This window comes from Corynebacterium aurimucosum, assembly GCF_046895345.1.
Classification (GTDB): Bacteria; Actinomycetota; Actinomycetes; order Mycobacteriales; family Mycobacteriaceae; genus Corynebacterium; species Corynebacterium aurimucosum_G.
Map to the genome: position 1 here is coordinate 1,505,866 of NZ_CP160096.1, position 25,910 is coordinate 1,531,775.

Annotated in this window: 22 protein-coding genes; 13 read left to right on the forward strand and 9 right to left on the reverse strand. The window is 58.6% G+C overall.

The window, feature by feature from the left end; genetic code table 11:
* Positions 1–121: 121 nt before the first annotated feature.
* Together ABZS45_RS07235 and ABZS45_RS07240 are read right to left on the reverse strand one after the other, a co-directional pair.
* Positions 122–1,489 (reverse strand): phosphomannomutase/phosphoglucomutase, encoded by a 1,368-nt coding sequence (locus ABZS45_RS07235; RefSeq protein WP_070644141.1) that lies wholly within the window; start codon positions 1,487–1,489, stop codon positions 122–124.
* 67 nt (positions 1,490–1,556) lie between these two features.
* Entirely contained in the window at positions 1,557–2,000 is a 444-nt protein-coding gene (locus ABZS45_RS07240) for a DUF3499 domain-containing protein (protein ID WP_012714896.1), read from the reverse strand.
* Between the two features lie 93 nt (positions 2,001–2,093).
* Here ABZS45_RS07240 and ABZS45_RS07245 point away from each other — a divergent pair, with 93 nt between their 5' ends.
* Positions 2,094–2,564 (forward strand): metallopeptidase family protein, encoded by a 471-nt coding sequence (locus tag ABZS45_RS07245; RefSeq protein WP_412099242.1) that lies wholly within the window; start codon positions 2,094–2,096, stop codon positions 2,562–2,564.
* Between the two features lie 83 nt (positions 2,565–2,647).
* On the opposite strand, the gene ABZS45_RS07250 is transcribed toward ABZS45_RS07245, so the two are convergent.
* The 3 genes from ABZS45_RS07250 to ABZS45_RS07260 all read right to left on the reverse strand — a co-directional run bounded on the left by ABZS45_RS07250 (position 2,648) and on the right by ABZS45_RS07260 (position 5,456).
* On the reverse strand, positions 2,648–2,896 hold the full coding sequence (locus ABZS45_RS07250) for a WhiB family transcriptional regulator (RefSeq protein ID WP_005528147.1): 249 nt from the start codon (positions 2,894–2,896) through the stop codon (positions 2,648–2,650).
* A 533-nt stretch (positions 2,897–3,429) separates the two neighbouring features.
* Positions 3,430–4,524 (reverse strand): sugar phosphate nucleotidyltransferase, encoded by a 1,095-nt coding sequence (locus tag ABZS45_RS07255; protein ID WP_070446197.1) that lies wholly within the window; start codon positions 4,522–4,524, stop codon positions 3,430–3,432.
* Between the two features lie 56 nt (positions 4,525–4,580).
* Entirely contained in the window at positions 4,581–5,456 is an 876-nt protein-coding gene (locus ABZS45_RS07260) for a glycosyltransferase family 2 protein (protein ID WP_412099243.1), read from the reverse strand.
* Positions 5,457–5,545: 89 nt separating this feature from the next.
* On the opposite strand from ABZS45_RS07260, the gene ABZS45_RS07265 reads away from it, so the two are divergent.
* From ABZS45_RS07265 to ABZS45_RS07275, 3 genes are all read left to right on the forward strand, one after another.
* The gene (locus tag ABZS45_RS07265; protein ID WP_412099244.1) at positions 5,546–7,198 is read left to right on the forward strand and encodes an LCP family protein; all 1,653 of its coding nucleotides are present in this window, start codon (positions 5,546–5,548) and stop codon (positions 7,196–7,198) included.
* A gap of 91 nt (positions 7,199–7,289) precedes the next feature.
* Positions 7,290–7,988 (forward strand): TIGR03089 family protein, encoded by a 699-nt coding sequence (locus ABZS45_RS07270; protein ID WP_412099245.1) that lies wholly within the window; start codon positions 7,290–7,292, stop codon positions 7,986–7,988.
* 23 nt (positions 7,989–8,011) lie between these two features.
* Positions 8,012–8,734, forward strand: a complete 723-nt coding sequence (locus tag ABZS45_RS07275) for a sulfite exporter TauE/SafE family protein (RefSeq protein WP_412099247.1) — start codon at positions 8,012–8,014, stop codon at positions 8,732–8,734.
* Between the two features lie 94 nt (positions 8,735–8,828).
* Here the strand turns inward: ABZS45_RS07275 and ABZS45_RS07280 are convergent, their stop codons facing one another.
* Positions 8,829–9,770: a DUF559 domain-containing protein gene (locus ABZS45_RS07280; protein ID WP_412099248.1), complete on the reverse strand. Its 942-nt coding sequence runs from the start codon at positions 9,768–9,770 to the stop codon at positions 8,829–8,831.
* A 182-nt stretch (positions 9,771–9,952) separates the two neighbouring features.
* Complete coding sequence (locus ABZS45_RS07285) at positions 9,953–10,834, reverse strand: LysR family transcriptional regulator (RefSeq protein ID WP_412099249.1); 882 nt, start codon at positions 10,832–10,834, stop codon at positions 9,953–9,955.
* A gap of 129 nt (positions 10,835–10,963) precedes the next feature.
* On the opposite strand from ABZS45_RS07285, the gene ABZS45_RS07290 reads away from it, so the two are divergent.
* The 3 genes from ABZS45_RS07290 to ABZS45_RS07300 are packed head-to-tail and all read left to right on the forward strand — an operon-like array spanning position 10,964 to position 15,014.
* A complete protein-coding gene (locus tag ABZS45_RS07290; RefSeq protein WP_412099251.1) occupies positions 10,964–12,610 on the forward strand; it encodes a thiamine pyrophosphate-dependent enzyme in 1,647 nt (548 codons plus the stop codon).
* 12 nt (positions 12,611–12,622) lie between these two features.
* On the forward strand, positions 12,623–13,960 hold the full coding sequence (locus ABZS45_RS07295) for an aromatic amino acid transport family protein (protein ID WP_412099252.1): 1,338 nt from the start codon (positions 12,623–12,625) through the stop codon (positions 13,958–13,960).
* Positions 13,961–13,973: 13 nt separating this feature from the next.
* Entirely contained in the window at positions 13,974–15,014 is a 1,041-nt protein-coding gene (locus tag ABZS45_RS07300; RefSeq protein ID WP_412099253.1) for a histidinol-phosphate transaminase, read from the forward strand.
* Here the strand turns inward: ABZS45_RS07300 and ABZS45_RS07305 are convergent.
* Positions 15,011–15,778, reverse strand: a complete 768-nt coding sequence (locus ABZS45_RS07305) for a TetR/AcrR family transcriptional regulator (RefSeq protein ID WP_412099254.1) — start codon at positions 15,776–15,778, stop codon at positions 15,011–15,013. The two genes, ABZS45_RS07300 and ABZS45_RS07305, sit on opposite strands and share 4 nt — an antisense overlap.
* 48 nt (positions 15,779–15,826) lie before the next feature.
* Here ABZS45_RS07305 and ABZS45_RS07310 point away from each other — a divergent pair, with 48 nt between their 5' ends.
* From ABZS45_RS07310 to ABZS45_RS07335, 6 genes are all read left to right on the forward strand, one after another.
* Positions 15,827–17,338 carry a flavin monoamine oxidase family protein gene (locus tag ABZS45_RS07310; RefSeq protein WP_412099255.1) on the forward strand — a complete coding sequence of 504 codons (1,512 nt, stop codon included), beginning with the start codon at positions 15,827–15,829 and terminating at the stop codon, positions 17,336–17,338.
* A 2-nt stretch (positions 17,339–17,340) separates the two neighbouring features.
* On the forward strand, positions 17,341–18,285 hold the full coding sequence (locus ABZS45_RS07315; RefSeq protein WP_412099256.1) for a universal stress protein: 945 nt from the start codon (positions 17,341–17,343) through the stop codon (positions 18,283–18,285).
* The gene (locus tag ABZS45_RS07320) at positions 18,282–19,835 is read left to right on the forward strand and encodes an APC family permease (RefSeq protein WP_412099257.1); all 1,554 of its coding nucleotides are present in this window, start codon (positions 18,282–18,284) and stop codon (positions 19,833–19,835) included. The genes ABZS45_RS07315 and ABZS45_RS07320 overlap by 4 nt, the downstream gene beginning before the upstream one ends.
* A 25-nt stretch (positions 19,836–19,860) precedes the next feature.
* Entirely contained in the window at positions 19,861–21,237 is a 1,377-nt protein-coding gene (locus tag ABZS45_RS07325; protein ID WP_412099258.1) for an NAD-dependent succinate-semialdehyde dehydrogenase, read from the forward strand.
* Between the two features lie 555 nt (positions 21,238–21,792).
* The gene (locus ABZS45_RS07330; RefSeq protein WP_070446227.1) at positions 21,793–22,977 is read left to right on the forward strand and encodes a class II histone deacetylase; all 1,185 of its coding nucleotides are present in this window, start codon (positions 21,793–21,795) and stop codon (positions 22,975–22,977) included.
* Positions 22,974–24,479: an APC family permease gene (locus ABZS45_RS07335; protein WP_070446229.1), complete on the forward strand. Its 1,506-nt coding sequence runs from the start codon at positions 22,974–22,976 to the stop codon at positions 24,477–24,479. The genes ABZS45_RS07330 and ABZS45_RS07335 overlap by 4 nt, the downstream gene beginning before the upstream one ends.
* Positions 24,480–24,673: 194 nt before the next feature.
* On the opposite strand, the gene ABZS45_RS07340 is transcribed toward ABZS45_RS07335, so the two are convergent.
* Entirely contained in the window at positions 24,674–25,903 is a 1,230-nt protein-coding gene (locus ABZS45_RS07340; protein ID WP_412099259.1) for an aromatic amino acid transport family protein, read from the reverse strand.
* Between the last annotated feature and the right edge of the window lie 7 nt (positions 25,904–25,910).

Consider the following 25,910-nt stretch of genomic DNA (forward strand, 5'->3'; position numbering starts at 1 on the left):
AAACTGCCCTATCTGACGAAGTTATCGCTCCCGCCGCAATGAACGCGGGGAAAATCGTCAGATAGGGCAGTTTTCGTCTCAAGGCTCGAGGCCTTCGTGTGAAGGCACGTGCCTTCACACGCTAGGCGCGGATGATGCCGAGGACCTCGTCGACGATGGCCTGCACCTCGTCTTCAGTCTTAGCCTCAACGTTGAGGCGCAGCAGCGGCTCGGTGTTGGAGGCGCGGACGTTGAACCAGGCCTCGGTGCCCTTCAACTGTACGGTCACGCCATCGAGCTCGTCGACGGACTCAATCTTGTCCGCCAGCTCATCCAGCACGCGCTGGGTCGTTGCCTTCTGATCCTCCACGGTGGAGTTAATCTCTCCCGAGGCTTCGTAGCGCGAATACTGGGCCATCAGCTCGCTCAGCGGCTTGTCCTGCTCACCCAGGGCTGCCAGCACGTGCATGGCCGCGAGCATGCCGGAGTCCGCATTCCAGAATTCCTGGAAGTAGTAGTGAGCGGAGTGCTCACCACCAAAGACCGCCTTCTCCTTGGCCATCTGGGCCTTAATGAAGGAGTGGCCCACGCGGGTGCGCACGGCCTTGCCGCCCTTCTCCGCGATGAGCTCCGGAACCGTCTTCGACGTAATCAGGTTGTGGATGACCGTGGAGCCTGGGAACTTGTCCAAGTAGCGCTCCGCCACCAGTGCACAAATAGCAGACGGCGGCACCGGCTGGCCCTTCTCATCCACCACGAAGCAGCGATCCGCATCGCCATCAAAAGCCAGGCCGATATCCGCCTTCTGCTCAACGGTGAACTTCTGCAGGTCCACCAGGTTCTTCGGATCTAGCGGGTTCGCCTCGTGGTTGGGGAAGGTGCCGTCCAGCTCGAAGTAGAGGTCACGCACGTCGAAAGGCAGCCCCTCAAAGACCGCCGGGACGGTGTGTCCACCCATGCCGTTCGCGGCGTCGACAGCCACGACCAGTGGGCGGGAGTTCTCCAGCGGCACCAAGCCGCGAAGGAATGCCGCGTAGTCCGGCAGAACCTCACGCTCAGTGACGGTGCCCGGCTCGCCGTCGAAGGCCGGGATGCCGTCGATCAGCATGTCCTTGATCTGCTCCAGACCTGTCTCCTGGCCCACCGGAACAGCACCCGCGCGGCACAGCTTGATGCCGTTGTACTTCGCCGGGTTGTGGGAGGCGGTAAACATAGCGCCCGCGCAGTTCAGGTGGCCGGCGGCAAAGTACAGCTCATCGGTAGACGTCAGACCGAGATGGATAACATCGAGGCCCTGCGCAGCAGCGCCCTCCGCGAAAGCAGCGGCCAGCTGCGGGGAGGAAGGACGCATGTCATGGCCCACCGCCACGGTGCTCTCCCCTTCCCCACGGAGAATCGCGGCAAAGGCCGCACCAGTATCACGCACGAGGTTCTCATCGATGTCCTCGCCCACGACACCACGGACGTCATAGGCCTTGATCACTGCATTGAGCTGTTCACGAGTTCGCATAGCCCACAAGCATACCCCCGTCGGACGCGGTGATCTGCGTCCGACGGGCTAGAAAGCGCCCGAATGGCTACTCTGCGTCCGGCACCACAGTCAGGTGAGCGCGGCGGCGCTGGCGGGCATCGTGCACTCGGCGGGTGCGGAACACAGGGTGGTTGGAGTTACGCGGATCGGCGCCGTCGAAGGTGGCGGAATAGTCAATGGGATCGGCACCGGAACCAGCAGTGGAATCATCCACCAAGCCCGTGGTCACGCGCCCGGCCTCGCGGACAGCTTCCGCGAGCGCGGTGAGGTCATCATCCTCATCGAGTTCGATGCGGTCAACGCGCACCATCTCCCAACCTTGCGGGGCGGTGATGCGGGCGCTGTGCTTTTCGCACAGGTCCCAGGCGTGGGGATCGGTTTCTTCAGACAGTGGGCCCACGACGGCGGTTTGCTGCGCGTAGGCATAGGTCAACGTCGCCACGGCGGGACGGCCGCAGCCGGGGCGGGAGCAATGGCGAGAGCTATTCACGGGCCCAAGTCTAAACCCTAACTTGAGATTTAGATAGTCCAGCGCGGCGCGTCTCGCCGCAAGCCCTGTTCCGGGCGGCTTAAACTAAGCCGCATGAGCACGCCCCGCCCGCATATTCGCCCGGCCCGCCACCGCCATGGCCGCGGTGCACGCGGACCCCTGCTCCCCCACAACACACCGCGCTATCGCAGCAGCGCTGAGCGCTTCGACATGGCCGTGCTGGAGGCCTACGCACCCATCCACAATGCTTTCGCGGAACAGCTCACCGGGCTCGATCTCGCGGTCGATACCGTGCCCCGAATGCGCCTATCCGTGGATATGACCGTGATGCCGGATGAAATCATCGCCGATGGCCCGGTTCCGCTCGGACGCATTGTCCCCGCGGGGGTCGATTCCGATGGGCAGCCCACACGCGCACGGTTGGTCATCTTCCGCATGCCCGTGGAGGAGCGTGTGCATTCTGCCCAGGAGCGCGAAGAACTACTGTCCACAGTGCTCACCGCGCTGGTGGCAAACTATCTCAATGTCGATCCAGGAGATATTGATCCGCGCTTTACCTGGTAAAACCACTATTCCCCCTTACTGTTGAACTCTAAGCCCAACAACAAAGGGGAAGTAAGGTTGTTCGCTCGCGGTTGCGCTACGCTCTAACCAATTTCACGCTTGAGGCGGCGACGCTCACGGTCTGACAGTCCACCCCAGATTCCGAAGCGCTCATCATGCTCCAGGGCATACTCGAGGCATTCATCACGCACCGCACAGGCCTGGCAGATACGCTTAGCCTCGCGGGTAGATCCTCCCTTTTCGGGAAAGAATGCTTCCGGATCCGTTTGGGCGCACAGCGCCTGGTCTTGCCACTCCTGCTCGACGGCACCAAAGAGTTCATCGAGCGACATCTCTGCAGCAGCACCGCCACGGAGAATAGCGCCGTTATTCGTTGTATTGTCCACGCTGCTTCCTTTCTCCGAGGTCGTTTCTCTCTTAATTCGGTGGCACCGACCCTACACCGAAAAGATTTTTCGGTGCCGCGCCCGCCGTGCCGTTTATTACACTGATGTCATTTCACACCGAATCACTAAATATCGTCAACCTGTCGCGGAAGATTTTTGCGCAGCTCCAGCGAAAACGCTGTACAGAGTCCCCAACTTTCACATCAGTCACAGATCTCCTGGTCGGGGGGTAATCGTCGGGGGTACTACATGTAGTACCCTCCCCCTATCCTGTGAACAATTCCAAGGTTTCTTCGGCGTGTCGCCACCCAGTCCGGCAAAACACATGGATCTCATTCGCACCACGAAAACCACGAGTCACGGCCACGTGTATCGCTTAGCCTTCGGTGCCGTTACTCATACACAAAAAAGGAAAGCGCCGAGAGACACCCCCTGCTCTCCGCGCTTTCCTATCGCTTTATTCCACTGCGCGGCAGCACTTAGGCGTCGGAACTAAAACGCACGCCCGCGTCCGGAATGCTCACACCTGGGAAGACGCGCATGCCGCCCTGCAGTTCGCAGCGCGCGCCAATAGTGGCGCCTTCACCGATAACGCAGCCATCGATATGCGCGTTGGCGCCGATGTGCGCACCCGAGGCGATGATGGAGTTATTGATGATGGCACCCGGCTCAATGGTCACGCCATCAAAGACCACCGTGCCATCCAAACGCGAACCCGCCCCAATGACGGAACCGCGGCCCACCGCCGTACCAGACAGAAGGAGCACGCCACCGGCAATACCCGCGGACTCATCCACCACGGACTCACCCGTGCGGCCCACCAACAACGGCGAATGCGCAATACCGCGCACCAGATCAGAGGAACCGCGGACGAAATCATCCGGACGGCCCATATCGCGCCAGTAGGAGTTGTCCACATGTCCGACCACAAGGCGGCCCGACTCTAGCAGCTGCGGGAAGGTCTCACGCTCGACAGAAACCACGCGGCCTGCCGGGATGGTCTCGATAACATCCTTCTTGAACACGTAGCAGCCAGCATTAATCTGGTTCGTCGGCGGATCCTCAGTCTTCTCCAAAAAGGCCGTCACCCGGCCCTCAGAATCCGTCGGAACACAACCAAAAGCGCGAGGATCAGCAACGTTGAGCAGGTGCATCGTCACATCCGCATCCTTGGAGTGATGCGTATCGAGGATGCCGTTCAGATCCATTCCGGACAAAACGTCACCGTTGAACACCATGACCGTATCCTGGCGCAACTTGTCATAGACATTGCGGATACCGCCACCAGTGCCCAGAGCGGTCTCCTCCACCACGTACTCAATCTCCAAGCCCAACTCGGAGCCGTCCCCGAAGTACTCCTCAAAGACCTCCGCCTTATAGGAAGTAGAAAGCACCACGTGCTCGATTCCTGCTTCCTTGATACGAGCAAGCAAGTGCTGAAGGAATGGGTAGTTGGCCGTGGGCAACATCGGCTTCGGCGTGCCAATCGTCAGCGGGCGCAGACGGGTGCCGCGACCTCCCACCAGAATGACGGCATCGGCCGTCGATCCCCACTGGGGCGCTGATTCAGTCATATCGTTCCTTAATCTCTTTTCAGATAAGCCACCGTTAGTGTATAAGCGCCCCAGCCCTAGGAGCCGTCGCGGCACGCGCTTAAAACCAGCCCGCGCACCCGCAACCCCAGCCACAAAGCCGCGCGCAGTGGCGCTTGGTACCAGTACGGGTGCCTATCCGCTTGGAAGCGATAGGCGGAGTCATGGTGGGCACGCAGCATCGCGCCGCGATGGGCCTGCGTCGAATGGCCCTTGGCGTGGGTAATCACCGCCGTGGGGCAGAAGATATTGCGCCAGCCGGCGCGGACAAAGCGGTCCCCTAAGTCCACGTCCTCCAAATACATGAAGTAACGCTCATCAAAGCCGCCAATCTGCTCAAAAGCCTCCCAGCGCACCAACAGGCAGGAGCCGGATAGCCAGCCGGCTGGGCGCTCGCTGTCCATGTCGGCATCATCGCGGTAGGCGCGCGACCACGGATTGGAAGGCCAGATTGCGCCAAAGAGCGCATGGCCAACCCCCGTCAGCAACGTCGGCACCGCGCGAGCAGAGGGATAGTTGCTACCATCCGGCTCCACGATGCGCGGCCCCACCGCCGCGGCATCTGGGTGGCGGCGCGCACACGCGATCAGCTCATCCAGAGAACCTTCGCTAAACGTCACGTCCGGGTTAGCAATGAGAAAGAACTCTTCATCGACGCCCTTCGCCCGAGCGAAACGCGCGCCGGCATTCATTCCGGCGCCATAACCGAGGTTTCCCCCGGTATCGAGGAATTCCACGTCCGCGTGCTCCCGCGCGGCAGCTTCCGGCACCCCATCGGTCGAGCCGTTATCGGCGAGGATGGTGAGGGTTGGACGGGACGTCGCCAAGCGCAGCGAGGACAAGAAATCGCTGAGGTAACGGCCAGGAGAAAAGGTCACGGTGACCACGGCCAGGGGTTTCTGTATATTCTTCACGATAAATTTGAGCGTACCCAACGCCAGTGCGCGCACGCGCCCGCGACACTGCTTCACGTTTTTGCAGCGAGCTCACCTAAACTAGTCCCGTGACTTCCCCGAACTCCCCGCGCGCCGCCCGCCATATCCAGGCCGCGCCCTCGCAGTCCGCGCCCACCGCCCAACGAGGATCGACGCCGGTGAAAGCCGTCGTCGCGTTCCTGTCTGCTGTCGTCCTGGTGCTCTCCGGCGTGGGCTACTTCACCGTGGGAAAGCTGGGAAATGATATTTCCTCCGCCTCCAACCTGGCGCTGGGTAACCAGGGTGGTTTCAAGGACAGCAGTCTCGATGGCGCGGTCGATATCTTGCTCGTGGGCAAGGACTCCCGCACCGATGCCAAGGGGAATCCGCTTTCCGAACAGGAGCTGGCAGACCTGCATGCCGGCGTGGACGAAGGTGAAGAAAACACGGACACCATCATGGTGATCCGTATTCCCAACGATGGCTCGCGCGCCACGGCAGTATCCATTCCGCGCGATACCTATGTCCACGACGAAGACTTCGGAAACACGAAGATCAACGCCGTCTTTGCGCAACACAAGGTAGCCAAGATGGAGGAGCTGCAGCAGGACAACGCGGAGGCTGAAGCAGCGGGCAAAAAAGCACCTCACACGGACAAGGAGATTGAGAAGGAAAGCACGGAGGCCGGCCGTTCTGGCCTCATTTCGATGGTGCACCAACTCACTGATGTCAGCGTTGATCACTACGCAGAGGTGGGATTGCTGGGCTTCGTGCTGCTTACCGACGCCGTCGGGGGCGTCGACGTCTGCCTCAACGACGCCGTCGATGATCCGATGTCGGGCGCCAAGTTCCCGGCCGGGCGCCAAACCTTGCAGGGATCCGAGGGCCTCTCCTTCGTGCGCCAGCGCTATGATCTCCCGCGCGGTGACCTTGACCGCATCGTGCGCCAGCAGGCCTACATGGCATCGCTGACCTCGAAGGTACTGGACTCGGGCACGCTGACCTCCCCTGGCAAACTCAACAAGATTGCCGATGCCGTGGAGCGCTCCGTGGTCATCGATGACGGTTGGGACATCATGGGCTTCGTCACCCAGCTGGCCGGGCTGGCCGGCGGCAACGTGACCTTTACGACGATCCCGGTGACCTCAATTACCGGCGTGGGTGACTATGGCGAATCGGTCGTGACCATCGATACCGCAGAGGTCCACCGCTTCATGGAAGATTTGGCTAAGTCCCAAGAAAAAGCCGAGGAAGAAGAAAAGTCTGAGGATGCCGCCTCGGACGAGGGCGGCGACAACGGCGAGAAGCCCGTGGCTGAAAACCTCAACCTGCACGTCCTGAACGCCGGCAACGTCGACGGAATGGCCGGCGGAATCGGCGCGTGGCTGAAGAACGTGGGCTACACCGTGGAGCGCACGGCCAATGCGCAGTCGGGCCTGTATACCGAGTCCCAGATTGTGGCCGCGGATGCTAACGATGAGCGCGCCCTGGCCCTGGCTGAGCAGCTCGGCGGACTGCCGGTCACGGCCAACGAAGAGCTCGAGCCGGATACCTTCATCGTGGTGGCTACTGATGATTACTCCGGCCCGAAGGATGACTCCGCGCAAGAAGAGGAGGCTTCCGCCGAGACGAGCGAGGGCGGTGACACCCAGCAAGTGGGTACGCCGGGCGATGACTTCGGTACCGCGGAGGTTTCGCCTGAGATCGACGCTGGCGGCGATGGCCCGCGCTGCGTGAACTAGTCTGCTGCGAGGTGAACTCGCAGTAGACTCAAGGGCCTAGTCACCGGTCGTTCGTGGCGGGCTGAGCGCCTGCCACCTACGATGGGCGGACATGGAACTCCTACAGCATCTCCTGTCCGCCGATGCCTCCGCTCCCCGCCTCAGCGTCTACAACGAAGCTGACGGCACCCGCATGGACTTCTCGGCGCAAACGCTGGAGAACTGGACCTCCAAGATTGCCAACATGCTGCTAGAAGAGCTCGACCTCGAACCAGACACGGACTCCCGCATCCTCATCGACCTTCCTGTGTCCTGGCAGGCTGCCGTCATTGCGCTTGGGGCGCTAGCCGCCGGCATCCCCTTTGACATTACGGATGGTGCGGCTGCTGCAGAGCCTACTCCCGACGATATCGCCGTGGTTTTCACCTCACCGGAGGCCTACCTCGAGGCCAACGCCGGCTCAGCTTCTGCCCCACTGGTCGACACGGTGCTAGTCACGCAGGATCCTTTTGGCCGCGGCGTTGTCGAAAGCGGCGGCGAGTTGCCGCTCGGCACCATCGACTTCGGCCCCACGGTGCGCTTTTATGGCGATCACTTCTATGGTTCCACCACTCCACTTCCGGAGCTCTTCCCCACTGACATGGGCGCTGAGCGCGTGCTGTCTCCAGGGTGGAGCGACACCGCCTCCTTCCAACGTGCTGTGTTAGAGCCACTGGCTGCGGGTGGCTCGGCCGTCATCGTGGCGGGCCTGTGCTCAGCCGACCGATTGGAGGAAATCGCGGCGAACGAGAAGGTCACCGTCCGCGCTTAGGCTCGCCGTGAGATAGTAGAGCAATGTTCAGCTGGCTCTACATCTTCATCGGCGTGCTCATCCTCGTGGGCACAATCTGCCAGGGAACCATCGGATTCGGGTTGGGTACCATCGCCACCCCGATCTTGGCGCTGATTAAGCCGGAGCTCGTTCCCACGCTTATCCTCCTACTGGCTTTTATCATTTCCACCACGACAATGCTCAAGTCGCGCTCGGCGGTGTCCTGGGACATCGTGGCCGTCTCCTCCATCGCGCGCATCCCCGGCTCGCTACTCGGCGCGTGGGCGATTGCCTCCCTCTCCCACCGCGGGCTGTCCATTTTCATCGGTTGCGCCGTCATCTTCGCCATGACCTTGTCCAGCCTCGGTTGGTCCCCCAAGCGCACCACCGCCAACATTGCAGTCGCGGGTGCTGCTTCCGGGTTCCTGGGTACGTCCACGTCCATCGGTGGTCCGCCCATGGCGCTGGTGCTCAAGGGCTATGATCCCGCCCGCATACGCGGAACCCTGTCGGGCACCTTCATTATCGGCTGCACCATCTCACTGGCAATCTTGGGATTGAGCGGGCAAGTCACCAGCCTGCAGCTCACCGCGGCCGCGGCCTACCTGCCGGTAGCCATCGTGGGCCTCATCGCCGCCAGCTACCTCAACCGTTTCATCAACGCCAAGATGCTTAACCGCATTGTCCTCGTTGTGGCTATCAGCGCGGCTGTGGCACTCATTGTTGAGGGGCTGGTTGCTGCCTAACCTGATTTCGAGCCCCACTGCCAAGCTCGCGCCCCACCCACTGCCCTACTTGCCAAAGTTATAACCTCTGACTCAAGATCTGGCGTTAACTTCGTCAACTAGGGCAGTTCGGTGGCTCCGGAAAGTCGGGCGGTTCTGGGGAGTCGGGTGGCTCAGGCGGCAGATACCCCAAGTGCTCGCTGTACTCCCATGGTTGTGGTTTAGGAGGAAGCACGCCCTCATGCCAGAAACCGATGAACTTGAAGTAGCGCTTCCCAAAGTCCGGATTCCTGGCATTGGCTATCTGGTCGATGACATAGTCCAGATGATGTGCCACGCAATGACCTGTGTAGCGCAGCGTTAGCCACCCAATCAGTGCACCTTCGTTGTTTTTCCAGTGGTCCCGCAACCATGCCTCTTGCTGGGAATGAAATTTCATCCCGTTAATTTCTACCGCAACTTTGAGTTCTGGGAGCACGATGTCCCAGGTGTAATGGCCGATAACAACGTTGCACTCAACCTTGAGCCCACGCCTTTTCAATCCCTTGGCCACCTTGACCTCCGCGCCAGAATCCGTAAACAGCGCGGCTTGCTCCAGCATGCGTTGGCTTGCCACAGGGGTGACATTGAGTGCTTCGCGGTGGCTATCCAAGCGAGCACGCCCCGCCTTCGAAGAATAGATGGATTCGAAGACGCGAATCCCCAGCTCAGGATTAACGGACTTCATGGCGACAAGTGGATTAAGGATACGGATCCCCGCCAAAGTCACAAAGCTAGTGACGCTCACCCGCGAATGCACATAGAAGGTTGATTTCGGCATCCTCTCCACGCTGGCGAGCCTCAGTGGAAAAGTAACAGGCTCGCCAAGGAGTACCTGGGCAGCCGTTGTACCTGTTGCCTTAAGGAATGGCCGGTGCTCCTGCAACTGCTTCAATAGCTCTATTGGCTCGGGCCTGCCCCAGACATAGAGCCCCTTGGCAAGTCGCGTAATCTCTCCTCGGCGCACCCGAGTTGCAAGCGCACCTTTAGATAGGCCGCACACAATGCCATGTTTCATGTCATTCCCCCCGGAAAACTAAGCCCCAAGGTAACACGGCTCACCGCTGAGTGCTGCGCAACTGCCCTACCTGCCAAAGTTATCGCTTCTGACTCAAGATCTGGCCAGAACTTTGGCAACTGGGGCGGTTTTGTCCACTGCGAAACTAGGCGTGCGAAGCGCCCAGCGCCAAGAAACACGCCTTAGCGAAGTGACCCTTCAATAAAACTGCGGAAACGCTGGGCAATCTGCGCAATTTCCTCCCCCGCGTAGTGCCCCGGAGACCAGGCTGCAACCAGCGGCACCCCACCCAGAGTCTTTCCGCCATCGACCACGTCAAAGCCCACTAGCCTCACTGGTTGCAGCTCCGTCATGAGCGCTACGGCTCGCCCAGCACGCGCCAAGGCGCATAACGTTGCGGTGTCATCACACTCCACGTGCGAGCCCAACGCACAGCCAGCCCTACCCACAAAGGCATCCACCACCCCGCGGGACACACTGCGCCGCGAGGGCAGCGCCACCTTTTCTTGCAATAACCGTTTAACCTCCACGCTGGTCGAACCCGCACACTCCAGTGCCAAGGGGTGCGTCGGCGGCACCCAGGCACGCACCGGAATCGTGCCCAGCGCCAGGGAGGCCACGTCATTGCCCGGCGGAATGGTGGCAATCACCACGTCGGCGGCGCCTTCCAGTGCGTCGAAAACGTCATAGTGCGTGACCGGGGTCGTGGTGAGCAGAGGGATAGTTGAGCCAGCTGCTTCAATAAAAGGGGCAAGTAGCGTCGAAATCGTCGTCGGCGTAGCCGCCACACGCAACGCCGGGACACTGCCCGCCCGAAGTGCCTCCACCGCCTGCCCGGCGCGCGCGGATTCCGCGAGGAGGCGGCGGCAAGTCGGGATGAGGGCGTGTGCTGCATCGCTGAGCGCTAGCGAGGAACCAGCCCGCACGAAGAGCTCCAGGTCCAGTTCTTTCTCAAAGCGCCTAAGCTGCCGGCTTAACGCCGGCTGAGTTATTCCAAGGCGTTCCGCAGCAGCAGTCACCGTGCCGGAATCCACAATCGCAAGGAAATATTTGGCCTTCACCATGTCCATTTCCCTACTTTTACCACCAACCATGCCCTGAGGGTATGCCTTTCCATCTTTTTAGACATTAGACAACATGACATCACCAAAGAATAATGAGACCGTCACCACAACTACTTCAGGGAGGTTTCTATGTCACACGTCGGCGCTGCTATTGCCGAATCCCTCGCCGCACACCACGTCGCCCGTGCATTCCTCGTGCCCGGCGAAAGCTTCCTTCCCGTGCTGGACGGACTCTACGATTCCCCCGTCGAAGCCATCGTGACCCGCCACGAAGGCGGCGCCACCTACATGGCTGAAGCCCACGGCAAAGCCACCGGCCAGCCGGGCGTCGCCTTGGTCACCCGCGGCCCCGGGGCGGCCAACGCCTACGTGGGTATCCACACCGCCTGGCAGGATGCCACCCCGCTCGTCCTCTTCGTGGGCCTCATTCCCACCGCCGACCGCGACCGCGAGTCCTTCCAGGAATTCGACCCTAAGGCCTGGTTCGGCACCCAGGCCAAGCAGGTTTTCGTCCTCGACGATCCGGAGCGTGCCTCCCGCGTCGTCGCCGAGGCTTTCTTCCAAGCCCAGCAGGGCCGCCCCGGACCCGTCATCGTGGGCCTGCCGGAGGATGTTCTCCACCAGGAGTACACCGGCAGCATTCACCCACCCATCCCGGTGTCGGAAGGCGCGCTTTCCGACGATCACCTGGACCTCCTCTCCCGCGAGCTGAGCCACGCAGAGCGTCCACTCATTTTTGCCGGCGGCCCGCGCTGGACACCGGAAGCCGCAGAGAAGATCACTCGCTTCGCCGAAGAGCACTACATCCCCGTCATTCACGACTTCCGCGCCGCTGACCGCGTGCCTTTCGACTCCCCCGCCAACGCCGGCTGGCTCGGCTATGGGCGCGATCCACGCGCGGCGCAACTTCTGGAAGCCGCCTCCCTCGTCATCGAAGTCGGTGCCGTTCTCGGTGATGTCCCCACCGACGGTTACACCTTGCGCCAGTCCCCGCAGGCACGCAACATCGCGATCAATCCTGATACCAGCCTGCGCGGGCACTCGGTGGCGCTGCTAGAACACATCGTGGCAAGCCCCGTGGCCTTCGCTAACACGCTGGACCGCCTAAACGTCGAGGGCAAGGATAAGCGCGGCGAGTGGTTTGATACCGCGCACGCGAACCACCTCGACTTCGCCACCCTCCCCGAGCCAGCGAACTACCGCCCCGGAAAAGACGGCACCGCCCACATGGAGGCCATCCTCGCAGCACTCCATGAACAGCTGCCGCAGGATCCCATCTACACCTTCGGCGCCGGCAACCACTGCATCTGGGCCCAGCAGTTCCTGCGCTCCTCTGTCTACCCCTCCCAGTTCAGCGTGCGCAACGGCTCGATGGGATATTCCATCCCGGCGGCCGTGTCCACCAAACTGCAGTTCCCGGAGCGCACTGTGGTCACCATTGCTGGCGACGGCGAATACCTCATGAACGGCCAAGAGCTGGCCACCGCGCTGCAGTACGGCGCGCCTTTCCTCATCATCGTGATGTCCAATGGCGAGTTCGGAACCATCCGCGATCACCAGAAGAAGCACTTCCCTGATCGCGTCTCCGGCACACAGCTGGTGAACCCAGATTTCGCGGCGGTAGCCCGCGGCTTCGGCGCGCACGGCGAGCTCGTCACCGATGACTCGCAGGCACAAGAGGCGGTAGCCCGGGCCCTGCGCGCCATCACCGAGGATGGCGTACCGGCTCTCATCAACGTCATCACCGACCAGGACCATTCCCTGCCCATCGAATAGAGGAGGCTCACCATGAGCTCTACCAATACTCCACCAACTCCATCCACGCCGCCCACCACTGCTCCGCAGGAGGACGTGCACAGTGTGGGCGAGGGGGACGCTGCCAAGCAACGCCCCGCCGCCTCCACCGCATCGTGGATCATTACGCTCTTCGGCACCGCCGTAGGTGCCGGCATCCTCTTCCTACCGCTCAATGCGGGCGGTTTCGGTTTCTGGCCGCTCGTCTTCGCTACGGTCTTCATCCTTCCGCTGGTGTATTTTTCACACCGCACCTATGCACGCATCGTTGCGGGCGCGCCCAAGGAAGACCACGGCAAGGACATCCTCGAGCTGGTTTCGCAGTACCTGGGCAAGGGCCAAGGAATTGGCTTCGCGGTGCTGTACTGGATCACGGTCTTTTCCACCGTCCTGATCTACGGTGTCTCCATCACCAACGCGGTGGATAGTTTCATCGTCAACCAGCTTGGCGGGCCCTCCATCGACCGCTGGCTGCTCGCCACCATCTGCGTCGGAATCATGACCGGTGGTTTCTCCATCGGCCGCAAACCCATGATTTGGCTGGCCCAAGTGCTGGTCTACCCGCTGATTATCGCCCTGGCCATTACCTCCATCTATCTCATTCCGCGCTGGGACCTGCACAGCTTCATCCATTTCGACGATGGTGCCGATGGCTGGGGACAGATGCTCAAGGGCATCTTCCTCATCCTTCCGGTGCTGGTCTTCTCCTTCTCTCACATGGCGGCGCTTTCGCAGTTTGCCATCGACATGCAGCCGCAGTACGGCGAGAAGACCGAGAAGCGCGTCTCCCGCACGGAGTTCTACACCGCCATCCTGCTCGTCGTCTTCACCATGTTCTTCGTGTGGTCCTGCGTCCTCGCACTCGGCGCCGACGGCATGAATGAGGCACTCGAGCAAAACATTCCGGTGCTCTCCTACTTCGCTAACGTCACGGGCACTCCGTTCATGGCCTACATGGCTCCCATCGTGGTCATCTGCGCCATCGTCTCCTCTTACTTTGGACACATGCTCGGCACCGAAGAAGGCACGGAATACCTGCTGAAAAATGCCGCGCCACAGCTGGCAGAGAAGGTCTCGCACCGCACGCTGCTCAACATCATCTACGTCATCGTCTTCGTGTGCACCACGCTGGTGGCGATCTTTAACCCCTCCATCATCTCCATGATTTCGGTTGTCTCCGGTGTCTTCGTGGCGTTCATCGTCTACCTGGTTCCGGTGTACATGTTCAAGAAGTTGGACGTATACAAGCAATTCCGCAATGACCCGTGGAACTACTTCGTCTTCGGCATGGGCCTGCTGATTATGGCCGTGACCATCTGGGACATGATTTAGAAAGGACGTGATTATGCTTCGCAATGATCTCTCGAGCTTCCCCGAATACAAGGTGGGCAAGGACTTCCCCAACGCGCTCAAGCTCTCCTCCAACGAGGTCCCCTTCCCTCCCGCCGAGGACATCATTGCCGCGGTTGCCGACGCCGCCCGCACCACCAACCGCTACCAACAGCCCGGCAGCTTGGAACTCACCAATGCCTTGTGCAATTACCTAGGAGTTCCAGCGGATAATATCTTTGTCTCCGCTGGCTCCACACCCATTCTGCAAGCCACGATCTTGGCCTCCTGCCACACCGGCAATGAGGTCATCGTGCCCTGGCGCAGCTTTGAGGCCTATCCCCTCTACGTGCGCATGGCCGGCGCGGAGCCGGTTCTGGTCCCGCTCACGGAAGATTACCGCGTCGATCTGGAAGCAGTACTCGACGCACTGACGGAGAAGACCAAACTCATCATCCTGTGCAATCCCAATAACCCGACGGGCACGGTCATTACGCGCGGTGAATTCCACGCCTTCATGGACAGGGTGCCCAAGGATGTCGTCGTGCTGTTGGATGAAGCATATTGGGAGTACAACGACGCCCCCGATACCCCGGATTCAGTGGAGGAATACCAGCGCTACCCCAACCTGCTCGGCGTGCGCACCTTCTCCAAGGCGTGGGGTTTGGCCGGCATGCGCGTGGGCTACGCGGTGGCAGGCGAAGAGATCATCAACGCGCTGCGTCTGCTCTCCCTGCCGCTGACGGTGACTGCCATGGCGGAAACCGCCGCCGTGGAGGTGCTCAAGCGCCACGACGAGCTTGCCGACGCCGTCGAGATCACCAAAGCACAACGCGACCGCGTCTGCGCGGAGCTGGGCGCTGAGAAATCCTACGGCAACTTCGTCTGGCTGCCGCGCGCGGATGCCGCAGAAGTGGAGACGAAGTTGCTCGATGAAGGCGTGGTCATCCGCCGCTACCTCGACGAAGGCGTGCGCGTGTCCATCACCGATGAGCCCGAGACCACTCAATTCTTGGAGGCCTGGCGACGCGCGGGCATTGAGCCCTGGAGGGGCTAGCTATTCTTCTCGTCGGGGAGATCCGATAGGAGGGCTTCGAGGCCTAAGCGGAACGGTTCGTCGGCATAGGGATTCTTTTTCTCCGCCCTGTCCTCGATGGAGACGGCCGGCAAGAAAGCGCCGCGCGCATCGGCCAGTGCCGGTGCGTGTGCCTCACTATCCACCGGAAGGTCAAAGATGTCCTCGGGGGCGTGGACGTCGTAAGCACTGCCATAAATGAAGGATTCCAACGCCACGATGCGTGGCATAATGGCGGAGCTTGGAAGACCGGTCAACTTCAAAACTCGGGCTAGCACCTCGTACATTTCAACCGTACGAGGTGCTCCAGAAATAGGTGTCAACGCAATAATCCGCACGAGCGGAACATGCCGTGCGCAGACATCGCGGTAGGACATTGCCCAACGTTTTAACGCATCGCGGGGTGAGAGAGCCGGGGTGGCCTCCAATGCGGCATACAAGGAACTACATTCCACCTGTTCCATGACTGCGTCTTCGATCAGCGCGAGCAAGTCATCTTTCCCCGAAAGGTGGTTGTACAACGCGCTGGTTCCCACGTTTAGACGGCGGGCGATCCGCGCCATTGTGAGTTTTTCATACCCCTCTTCCCCCACAATGGTTAGCGCAGCCTGAGCGATTTTTTCGCGCGTAACCAGCGCTTTATGGGGGCGACCTTTAGGCCGATGCGAATTCACAGCTTCGAAACCTTGTCTCACGTTACGTTCCTTCTGTACAGTGATACGAGACACAAAATGAATGATGTTCATTTTGTCACACCTACCTCATCATCGTCCCATAGGAACGGAGACACCTTCATGACTTCACTCGTCAATCCAGACAATCCCGTTATCGAACGCGATGTCGTCGTCATCGGCGCCGGCCCCGCTGGCCTCATGGCCGCACATACCCTCAAAAAGAAGGGCCTGAGCGTAGCTGTCCTCGAGGCTCGCGAGCGCGTCGGCGGCCGAACCTGGAACGGTAAGGTTAAGGATGCGCAGGGAGTCGAACACTTCGTTGAGTTAGGCGGCCAATGGATCTCCCCTGACCAGACCCGCCTCATCGAGCTCGTCGACGAACTCGGCCTTGAGACCTTCTCTCGGTACCGCGAAGGTAAATCAATCTATGTTTCCCCGGATGGCACCCGCCACGAGTACGAAGGCACCGTATTCCCCGCTGATGAGAAGACCATTGCTGAGATGGATCGCCTCATCAAGATCATGGATGAACTTGCGGAAGAGATGGACCCAGCAAACCCCTGGTCACACCCTCGCGCGAAAGAGCTCGACTCCATCTCTTTCCGCTCTTGGCTTGAGGAGCTTTCCGACGATACCGAGGCCATCGACAACGTTTCGATTTATGTGGCGTCCGGCATGCTGACCAAGCCTTCCTACACGTTCTCCACTCTTCAAGCAGTGCTCATGGCTTGTTCCGCAGGATCTTTCAGCAACCTTGTGGACGAAGACTTCATCTTGGATAAGCGCGTCGTCGGTGGCATGCAGTCCGTTTCCCTCACCCTTGCCAAGGGCTTGGGCGACGATGTCCGCCTCGGTACTCCCGTGCGCGAACTCCACTGGGCTGAGCCGGATGCATCTACCGCGGACGAACTCAACAACATCAAGGCAGATGTTCGCAACGGTGTCGCGGGAAATGGCGAAGCCGGAAACGTTACCGCCATTTCGGAGAAGGTCACTGTAAAAGCTCGTTTCGCTGTACTGGCTGTTCCGCCAAACCTGTACAACCGCATCTCCTTCGTCCCGCCGATGCCGCGCGACCAGCAGATTGCGCACCAGCACATCTCCATGGGACTGGTTATCAAGGTCCATGCCATCTACGACACCCCGTTCTGGCGCGAAGAAGGACTCTCCGGCACCGGCTTCGGTGGCGGCCGCCTCGTTCAGGAGGTTTACGACAACACCAATTACGGCAAGAATTTTGCCGAATCGACCGCAGACAAAGAAGACACCTACGGCACCCTCGTGGGCTTTGTCTCCGACGTTTATGCAGAGGAGATGTGGCACCTGCCGGCTGAAGAGCGCAAAGAACGCATTCTCGACGCCATGGCAGATTACCTTGGGCCCAAGACCAAGGAGCCCATCGCTTTCTACCTGTCCGATATGGCAGCCGAGGAATGGACCCGTGGCGCCTACGCTACCTCCTACGACCTTGGTGGACTCTCGCGTTGGGGACACCTTCAGAATCAGCCGACTGGTCCTATTTACTACGCATGCTCCGACATCGCTGCGGAAGGTTACCAGCACGTCGACGGCGCAGTACGCCAGGGCGAGATCGCCGCACTGGCTATCGCAGAGCAAGCGGCGAAGGCTTAAACATGGCTCCCGCAAGTTTCCCTCGCCGCAACACCAGTGGTTGCATCCTCGTGGGCTACGTCGCTACCGATTTCGGCAAAGACGCGTTGCGCTTAGGAATTGCTCTCGCAAAAGAGCGCAACGTGCGCCTCGAACTCGTTATGGTAGCCCCCGCTCATAGCTCCTTCTCGGGTGTTTACCCGCACGACCGTGGCTATGACTCCATTGTGGAGGAACAAATCGCTGGATGGCTGGAGGAGGCTCTCGCGGAGGTTCCTGAAGAAATCACTGCAACCGCACGCATCGTGACGGGGGATTCCGAAGCTGCCGCGCTCTGCGAAACTGCAGAGACCCTTGGTGCTGACTTGCTCGTCGTTGGTGCCCGGAAGGGTGGCCTCTTCGGACGTTTCCAGATGGGTTCCGCGGTCAATGCGCTCTTGCACTCTGCTCCCGTTCCTGTCGCGCTCGCGCCGCGCGGTTACTCCTACCCAGGCCCTATCACTCGAGTCACGACCTTCTTTGGCCCTCGCCGTGGCACCTCCGACGTCATTGCGATCGGCCTTGATCGTGCACGTCGCCGTGAGATTCCCTTGCGCCTCGTCTCACTCGTCCTAAGCGGTGAGTCTGACATGCATGGGCTCGGAACCGACGTGCCCAGTGCGCTCAATGCTTATGCCAACCGTAAACTGGCTGACTCCGCTCAGCACATGCTTGACGCCGGGCACGCCACCACCGAGGTGGCGTCTGGCAAGGACGTCAGCACAGCCTTGGATAAGCTGAGCTGGCAAGACGGGGAAATCGCCGTTGTCGGTTCCTCCCGCATGGCCGTTCCTGGGCGTCTCTTCTTAGGCTCGACTGCGTCTCGAATGCTCCGCTTGATCCCAGTCCCCATGATTGTTGTGCCCGCCGGCTATATGCAGGCCGGCGAAGAGAACAATCTTCTATCGAAAGGTGGTGACAGCTCATGACCACCACGACCCCTTCGACGCCAACCACCCACTCTGTTAAAGAGACAGCATCAGACAAAGGACTAGCTACGGGCCGCGTCGGATTGCTTGGTGCAGTAGTTATTGGCATCAGTTGCATCGCCCCTACCTATACGCTGACCTCCGGTATTGGCCCAACGATTTCAGCAGTGGGTCAATACGTCCCGGCAGTACTGTTGCTGGGCTTTATCCCCATGCTGCTTGTAGCGTTTGCCTACCGCGAGCTCAACAACGCAGTCCCTGATTCCGGTACTTCCTTCACGTGGGCTACGAAAGCCTTCGGCCCGTGGGCAGGCTGGATGGGAGGATGGGGACTTATCACCGCCACGATTCTGGTGCTATCAAACCTGGCGGCAGTGGCTGTAGATTTCTTCTACCTGCTTCTTGGCCAGCTCTTCAACAACCCGGCTATTAGTGATCTGACTCGGAACCTGTGGGTCAATATCCCCACTACCTTCGTCTTTATCGCTATCGCGGGCTACATCTCTTACCGCGGACTCGACTCAACGCAAAAGCTGCAGTATGTACTCGTTGCGATTCAGATTGCCGCCATTGTGCTTTTCGACGTCGTTGCAATCCACAACGCCTATAACAACGGCGGATTCGACTTCACACCGATTTCGCTCGAATGGTTCAACCCGGTTGGCATAGGAAGCTTTTCCCTCATCGCGGCGGGCATTTCACTGTCTATCTTCATGTTCTGGGGATGGGACGTAACCCTCACGATGAACGAGGAAACGAAAAACCCCGAGAAGACTCCCGGTCGTGCAGCTACGATTACGGTACTCATCATCATCGCGCTGTACATCCTCACCGCGCTGGCAGTTATCTCTTGGGCCGGCACAGGTGACACGGGCCTGGGCGCTGGTAATCCAGAGAACCAGGAATCAATTTTCGCGGTACTTTCAGAGCCTGTCTTGGGCAAGGCCTCGATTCTAATCTATATCGCGGTCTTGTCCTCCTCTTTCGCCTCCCTGCAGTCCACGATGGTGGGCCCCGCCCGCACCTTGCTGGCTATGGGCTACTACCGCGCATTGCCGCCGGTGTTCGCCAAAATTAGCCCACGCTTCCGTACACCGTCGACGGCCACCATTGCGTCCGCTGCAGCGGCAGCCGTGTTCTACGCGGTAACCCGGCTTATTTCGGAAAACGCGCTATGGGACACCATCGCTACGATGGGCCTCATGGTCTGTTTCTACTATGGAATCACGGCCGTGGCCTGCATCTGGTACTTCCGAACTGAATTGTTTAGCTCGATGCATAACATCGTGTTCAAGTTCCTCTTTCCCACTGTGGGCGGCGGATTCTTGCTCATGATGTTCTTCATCACTGCATTCGATTCCATGGATCCGTCCTACGGATCCGGGTCTGAAATCGGTGGTATCGGCATGGTCTTCATATTGAGCGTCGCTGTCTTAGGGCTCGGCGTATTCATCATGCTGTTCACTCGCTTTGCCCATCCAGGATTCTTCAAGGGCGAAACCCTCACGCGAATTTCCTCGCGCGACGACGACCAGCAACCGCTGGTCTAACTACACACGAGAAAAGGAGTAATCAATGTCCAACACCTATCGCGTACAGAACCCCGTGACCAATGAGGTAGTCGAAACCTTCGATACCGCTACAGACGCTGAAGTCGAAGCAGCACTGGCAAAGTCCGCCGCGGCTTATAAAGACTGGTCTGCACGCCCCATCTCTGAGCGCGCAGAAATCATGACCCGCGTCAGCGAGCTCTTCGAGGAGCGCAAGGAAGAACTAGCCCAGATTGCCGGCGAGGAGATGGGCAAGTTCCACTCAGAGGGAATCGAGGAGGCTGAGTTCTCTTCCGCCATTATCAAGTACTACGCCGATAACGGCGCAGACTTCACCAAGGACCAGGAGATCCCGACTGCCTCCAACGGCACGGCAGTCATCCGCCGCCTGCCTATCGGCCCGCTGCTCGGCATCATGCCGTGGAACTTCCCCTACTATCAGATCGCCCGCTTCGTGGCACCCAACCTGATGCTGGGCAACACCATCATTCTCAAGGATGCGGAAATCTGCCCCCGCTCGGCCCTCGCCGTTCAAAAGATCATGGATGATGCTGGCGTTCCTGAGGGCGTGTACAACAACGTCTTTGCTTCCCACGACCAGATTTCAACGATCATCGCCGATTCCCGTATCCAGGGCGTATCCCTCACAGGATCTGAGCGTGCCGGTTCTATCATCGGCGCTCAAGCTGGCGAACACCTGAAGAAGGCAGTTCTCGAACTCGGCGGTTCTGACCCATACGTCCTGCTCGATACCGATGATGTTAAGGCAGCTGCAGAGCTGGCCTGGGGAACACGCATGTACAACACTGGTCAGGCATGCAACTCGAACAAGCGCATGATCGTTATGGACGATATCTACGACGAGTTCGTCGCTGAGCTTGAGCGTCTTGCGAACGCAGCCGTTCAGTCCACGCCGGACCACCAACCAGAAGGAGCATACTCTGCTCTTTCGTCCCGCGAAGCAGCAGAAAAGTTGCGTGACCAGCTAGACCGCGCTGTAGCGGCTGGCGCCAACTTGCGCGCCGGAGGTGAGCTGTCTGAGGTAGGTGCCTACGTCTCTCCTGCTGTCATCACCGATATCCCGGTAGGCTCCGACATCTACTACGAGGAGTTCTTCGGCCCGGTCGCCACTGTTTACAAGGTCAGCAGTGATGAAGAGGCCCTCGACTTGGCCAACAACACCCAGTATGGCCTCGGTGGCACTGTCTTCTCCCAAGACACCGAACGCGCCGCTGCCATCTCTCGCCGCTTGGAGTGCGGCATGGCAAATGTCAACACCCCTGCTGGCGAAGGCGAGGAAATGCCTTTCGGCGGCGTGAAGCGCTCTGGCTTCGGCCGTGAGCTGGGCCCCCTTGGCATGGATGAGTTTGTCAATAAGCAGCTCTACTACGTAGAAAAGTAGCCTGAAATAGAGACTAAAAGGCGTTGGACTACCTTTCGGTAATCCAACGCCTTTTTCAATGTCTAGCCACGGAAACATCGGGCGGAAACTTTTCTGCTTTTACATACAAAGGAAAACCACCCACTCCACCTTATCCCAACGTCATCCTCTGATATCACAAATCAGACGAAACGGACATCACATAAAGCCATTCCCACAACATCGACCATCATAGTATTTGCATGTAAAAACAATATCCGATCGCAACATGTCGACCCTGCCACCTCAAGCAACACACGATTATATCGTTCAACAAAATATTGTCACGCCGCGACAAAACACCCAATAAAAGGGGTGCCACATCCATTTTCAACCAATTGACAAAGTCTATCGTACCGGTAATTAAACCCTCTAGACACAGGTCGGATCGAAAAAACATTCACTTTCCAAAACATGCAAAATATATCTTCAGAAAGAAGGCTACCTATTACTGTAATAGCACTCAGAAACGTCTCCTAAATCACATTTTTTCAGGTACTGTTTCCTTCAACACCAGCCTGAAAGAAAGGATCGCAAATGAGCGCTAAAAAGCACAATAAAACCTCTGTGGGGTACCTCTGGGATACGCTCTACGGGTGGCATGACACCGGCACGGGAGGAAATACACCAGCCAACCCAGCCCTCGGTCTGCAACCGGTAAACCGCCATTTCTCCTCGCCAGAGCCTAAGCGGCGTCTGCATGAGTTGGTGCAAGTCTCCCAACTCCGCAATCACCTCACCACCCTTTCTGCGAAGCCCGCTTTGCGAGAACAACTCGAGCGCATTCACTCCAGCCAGCACATCGATTCCATGCTTGAGCAATCTCAGCTACCTAAAGGTGGTGACTGCGGTGACGGGGGCTCGCCGTTCGGCCAAGGAGGCGCCGACATTGCGATGCTGTCAGCTGGCGGCGCAATTGAAATGACACGGGCTGTACTTGATGGTGAAGTCGACCGCGGATATGCACTCATCAATCCTCCAGGTCACCATGCCGAGAGGAATCGCGGTTTAGGTTTCTGCCTTTTCAACAACGCTTCAGCAGCAGCCTCGTATGCGCTTGAAGAGCGCGGACTTGAACGAGTTGCAATCGTAGATTGGGACGTTCACCACGGCAATGGAACCCAAGACATCTGGTGGGAAGACAACCGCGTTCTTACAGTGTCTATTCACCAAGATAGAAACTTCCCAGTCGACAGTGGCTTCGTCGAAGAAAAAGGCGCCGGAAAGGGTGAGAATTTCAACCTAAATATTCCTCTGCCTCCGGGAAGCGGAGATCTCGTGTACGAAACTGCGCTAGCTGAGATTGTCATTCCAGCACTTGAGGATTTCAAACCAGAATTGATCATCCTAAGCACCGGCTACGACGCTGCGCTGATGGACCCGCTGGGCCGCATGATGGTGACAACCTCTGGGTACTACAACATGACAAAGGCGCTCGCAGCCACGGCAGACACTCTTTCTGAAGGAAACCTTGTCGTGGTTCAAGAAGGAGGATACTGCCAATACTACGTTCCCTTCTGTGGTCTAGCCGTCCTGGAAAGCCTAACTGGTGAAAGCTCTGGTTTTAAGGATGAGTATGCCGACATTGTGGATGGCCAAATCCGAAAGACCTTCACTCAGGAACAAATCGCCTATCTTCAGAAGGCCTATACATCGCACTTTAACGACAGCAGCCCGGCTTTAAACGCTCTCGTTGCAACAACTAACGATGGTGCCGTATGAGCGACCAAATCCGTACACTTAAGACACACAACATCGTCTTCCTTGTAATCGCTGCCGCCGCGCCTTTAACCGTTGTGTCCGCCGGCGTGACAGCGGCTTACGCTACGTCAGGGATGGCAGGAGTTCCACTGGGCTATCTGCTGTGCGGAGCACTCGTTGCTTTCTTTTCGGTTGGCTTCTGCGCTATGGCTAAGCAAATTCCCAATACAGCTGCGTTCTTCTCCTATGTATCAGCTGGCCTTGGGAAAAGTCACGGTTTAGCAGCATCGTCGCTGGCCGTCGTCTCGTACACTGCCATGCAAATCGCTCTATACTGTCTTCTTGGATACACAGCATCCAGCCTTATAGATTCACTTTTCGGCATCTCTATTCACTGGGCAGTATGGTCCTTCATTGCATTAGCTCTGGTGGCATTTCTAGGCATTAAATCTGCCGATGCGACATCGAGGATTCTCGGAGTTCTTCTTCTTCTAGAGTCTTGCGCTATAGCATTCTTCTGCGTTCTCGCAATTCGCAACCCTGTGGACGGCCTTTCAGTTGACACGCTCTCCCCAACAGCACTGATTGGTGCTGGAACAGGCACGCTACTTGCTTTCACCATTGCTGGGTTCATGGGCATTGAGAGCAGCGCTATGTATGCCGAAGAAGCGGTCAATCCAGAGAAAACAATTCCAAAGGCAACCCTCATATCGATCCTGGTTATCTCTGCCTTCTATGGATTTTCATCATGGTCAATCGCCCAAAGCACTGGAGAGTCTCAGGTAGTCAGGGCAGCGCAAGAATCAGGATCAGACCTATTCTTCAATTTTATTGCGAGCCAAGGATACCAATCCATCGTTCCACTAATTCAGCTTCTCTTGGTTACGTCCCTCTTCGCAGCAGTTACTGCCTTCCATAATTCGATATCCCGTTACCTCATGGCTCTAGGACGAGAATGGGTTATTTGGAAGAATCTCGGCGCTGTCAGCGAAAATGGCGCCCCTGTTACGGCGTCCCTTTTCCAATCGTGCTTCGGTTTTATCGCTCTGTCCGCAGCCCTAGTCGCACAGATACTTTCGGGCTATGACGACAGTTTCCCATCAGCAATCGTGTTCTCTTGGATGAGCAATGCTGGCGGTTTCGGACTCGTTTTCTTGCTCTTGATCACTTCAGTATCGGTCTACTTCTATTTCAGAAAGCACACTGGCCTGTACCCCGTCTTCGTCACAAAGATTGCTCCGACCATTGCCATTATCGGATTCGGAACAATGTTCGTCCTAATCTTGGCCAATTTCGAGAATCTCATTGGAGATGCCGAATTATGGTACTTGGTCTTTGTTATTCCAACCATCATCCTCTTGTGTGGTGTAGCTGGTTTTGTCCGGGGCGAGCTGCTCAAGCGGTCTCACCCCCAGATTTACAGCAACATCGGTTCAGGCCACTCGCCCACTGAACATACGGCACAGGGCAAGGAAACCTCTCCTTCGCGGACCACTCCCGTGCCTGCAACAGCAAACGACTAGGCCACTAGTGAGGCTCGTGTGCGGCACACATCCTGCAAGGCAATTACGTCACAAATGCACACAGTCCGCAGCAATGGTTCGACAGGGACGACGAAGGCGGTGATGACGATTCGTACAGTATCGTCATCACCGCCCACTAGGATTTCTAGCCCCGTCTCGGTTCCAGTTCGTTAGCTCAACGCTCGTCGCTCGCTCTAAGCCCAACCCGCCGGCACTAAACCGAGAATCGAAATGATCGAATAGATGAAGGCCAGAACGTAGACCACAATGATCGTGCCCTGAATGACCGGGTGCGCGAGTCCGCCCACGTTCCAGCCTGGGTCGCGGTCGCCCTTCTTACGGGAGGCGTGCAGCAGCATCACCGGAATGACGGACATGATGGCGCCTGCGAAACCACCGGCATAGGACAACGCCGCAACGAAGCCACCGAGACCAGCAATGGAAATCACCAGTGGCGGAACAACCGTCAGTACTACTGCCACGATGCGCTGCCCCTTCACGCCTTCCCAGTGGAAGATATCCAAGACGTTGCGCATGGTGGTAAAACCAATCGCCAAGAACGAAGTCAGCATGGCCGCCAGCGCAAAGATATTGGCCATGTAGTAGGCCGCCGGGCCAAGGGCCTCACCCCAGGCAATGGTCACCACTTCGGTGACCTCCATGCCGAGCAGACCAAGGGCAGCAAAAGGAACCAACGCCAAGGTAAAGCCCGTGATGACCATGCCCATAACGATTGCCCGGGCGGTCTGCTGCGGCTTAGCCGGGTCCATGCCTTGCACCAGCTCCGGAACCACATACTGCGCCAAGAAAGAAAACACCGCCAGGTTCAGAATCGGAACAATGAAGAAGGGATGAAGAACCACAAGGTTTTCCACCTTGATGCCTGGACCCAAAATCGTCCACCCACAGAGGACAGCGATAATGATGGCCATGCCTGCGGTGATGGCCCCTTCAGTCTTACCCGTGGTGTGCAGCCCGCGGTACATCACCCAGGAACCGAACCCAAAGAAGATCAGCGTGCCAAGAAGCGGTGGCAGACCGAAGATATTATTGATCAGGTCGCCGGAACCGGCAGCGTAGGCAATCAGCGCGCCGATGCCGTTGACGATGATGGCCACGAAAACCAACCAGCGGCCCCACTGCCCCAGGTAATGCTCCGCCAATCCGGACACCTGCAGCGGCGCCTTGGTGCGCATGGCTGACTCCGCCACATACAGCATGGAAATGGTCGTGAGCGTGCCAGCCACGAGCAGGGCGATGACGAGCGCGAGGAATCCACCGTTGCGAGCGGCATAAGGAATGGAGAGAACTCCCGCGCCGATGTTGGTGCCGAAGATGAGGGCGATGCCCTGCACGAAGGACAGCGCGGGCTTGAATTCCTTCGTGGATTCATCCTTCTGCGGCACAGAAATGTTGTTGGACAAAGACTTC

What these genes read in the sequence shown, in the direction of transcription:
- ABZS45_RS07250 (WP_005528147.1), bottom strand. Translation starts at nt 2,896, where the DNA reads ATGTCGCTCGATGAACTCTTTGGTGCCGTCGAGCAGGAGTGGCAAGAC.
- ABZS45_RS07235 (WP_070644141.1), bottom strand. Translation starts at nt 1,489, where the DNA reads ATGCGAACTCGTGAACAGCTCAATGCAGTGATCAAGGCCTATGACGTC.
- ABZS45_RS07320 (WP_412099257.1), top strand. Translation starts at nt 18,282, where the DNA reads ATGACCACCACGACCCCTTCGACGCCAACCACCCACTCTGTTAAAGAG.
- ABZS45_RS07305 (WP_412099254.1), bottom strand. Translation starts at nt 15,778, where the DNA reads ATGAACATCATTCATTTTGTGTCTCGTATCACTGTACAGAAGGAACGT.
- ABZS45_RS07310 (WP_412099255.1), top strand. Translation starts at nt 15,827, where the DNA reads ATGACTTCACTCGTCAATCCAGACAATCCCGTTATCGAACGCGATGTC.
- ABZS45_RS07285 (WP_412099249.1), bottom strand. Translation starts at nt 10,834, where the DNA reads ATGGTGAAGGCCAAATATTTCCTTGCGATTGTGGATTCCGGCACGGTG.
- ABZS45_RS07290 (WP_412099251.1), top strand. Translation starts at nt 10,964, where the DNA reads ATGTCACACGTCGGCGCTGCTATTGCCGAATCCCTCGCCGCACACCAC.
- ABZS45_RS07330 (WP_070446227.1), top strand. Translation starts at nt 21,793, where the DNA reads ATGAGCGCTAAAAAGCACAATAAAACCTCTGTGGGGTACCTCTGGGAT.
- ABZS45_RS07270 (WP_412099245.1), top strand. Translation starts at nt 7,290, where the DNA reads ATGGAACTCCTACAGCATCTCCTGTCCGCCGATGCCTCCGCTCCCCGC.
- ABZS45_RS07280 (WP_412099248.1), bottom strand. Translation starts at nt 9,770, where the DNA reads ATGAAACATGGCATTGTGTGCGGCCTATCTAAAGGTGCGCTTGCAACT.
- ABZS45_RS07245 (WP_412099242.1), top strand. Translation starts at nt 2,094, where the DNA reads ATGAGCACGCCCCGCCCGCATATTCGCCCGGCCCGCCACCGCCATGGC.
- ABZS45_RS07325 (WP_412099258.1), top strand. Translation starts at nt 19,861, where the DNA reads ATGTCCAACACCTATCGCGTACAGAACCCCGTGACCAATGAGGTAGTC.
- ABZS45_RS07275 (WP_412099247.1), top strand. Translation starts at nt 8,012, where the DNA reads ATGTTCAGCTGGCTCTACATCTTCATCGGCGTGCTCATCCTCGTGGGC.
- ABZS45_RS07300 (WP_412099253.1), top strand. Translation starts at nt 13,974, where the DNA reads ATGCTTCGCAATGATCTCTCGAGCTTCCCCGAATACAAGGTGGGCAAG.
- ABZS45_RS07295 (WP_412099252.1), top strand. Translation starts at nt 12,623, where the DNA reads ATGAGCTCTACCAATACTCCACCAACTCCATCCACGCCGCCCACCACT.
- ABZS45_RS07255 (WP_070446197.1), bottom strand. Translation starts at nt 4,524, where the DNA reads ATGACTGAATCAGCGCCCCAGTGGGGATCGACGGCCGATGCCGTCATT.
- ABZS45_RS07315 (WP_412099256.1), top strand. Translation starts at nt 17,341, where the DNA reads ATGGCTCCCGCAAGTTTCCCTCGCCGCAACACCAGTGGTTGCATCCTC.
- ABZS45_RS07335 (WP_070446229.1), top strand. Translation starts at nt 22,974, where the DNA reads ATGAGCGACCAAATCCGTACACTTAAGACACACAACATCGTCTTCCTT.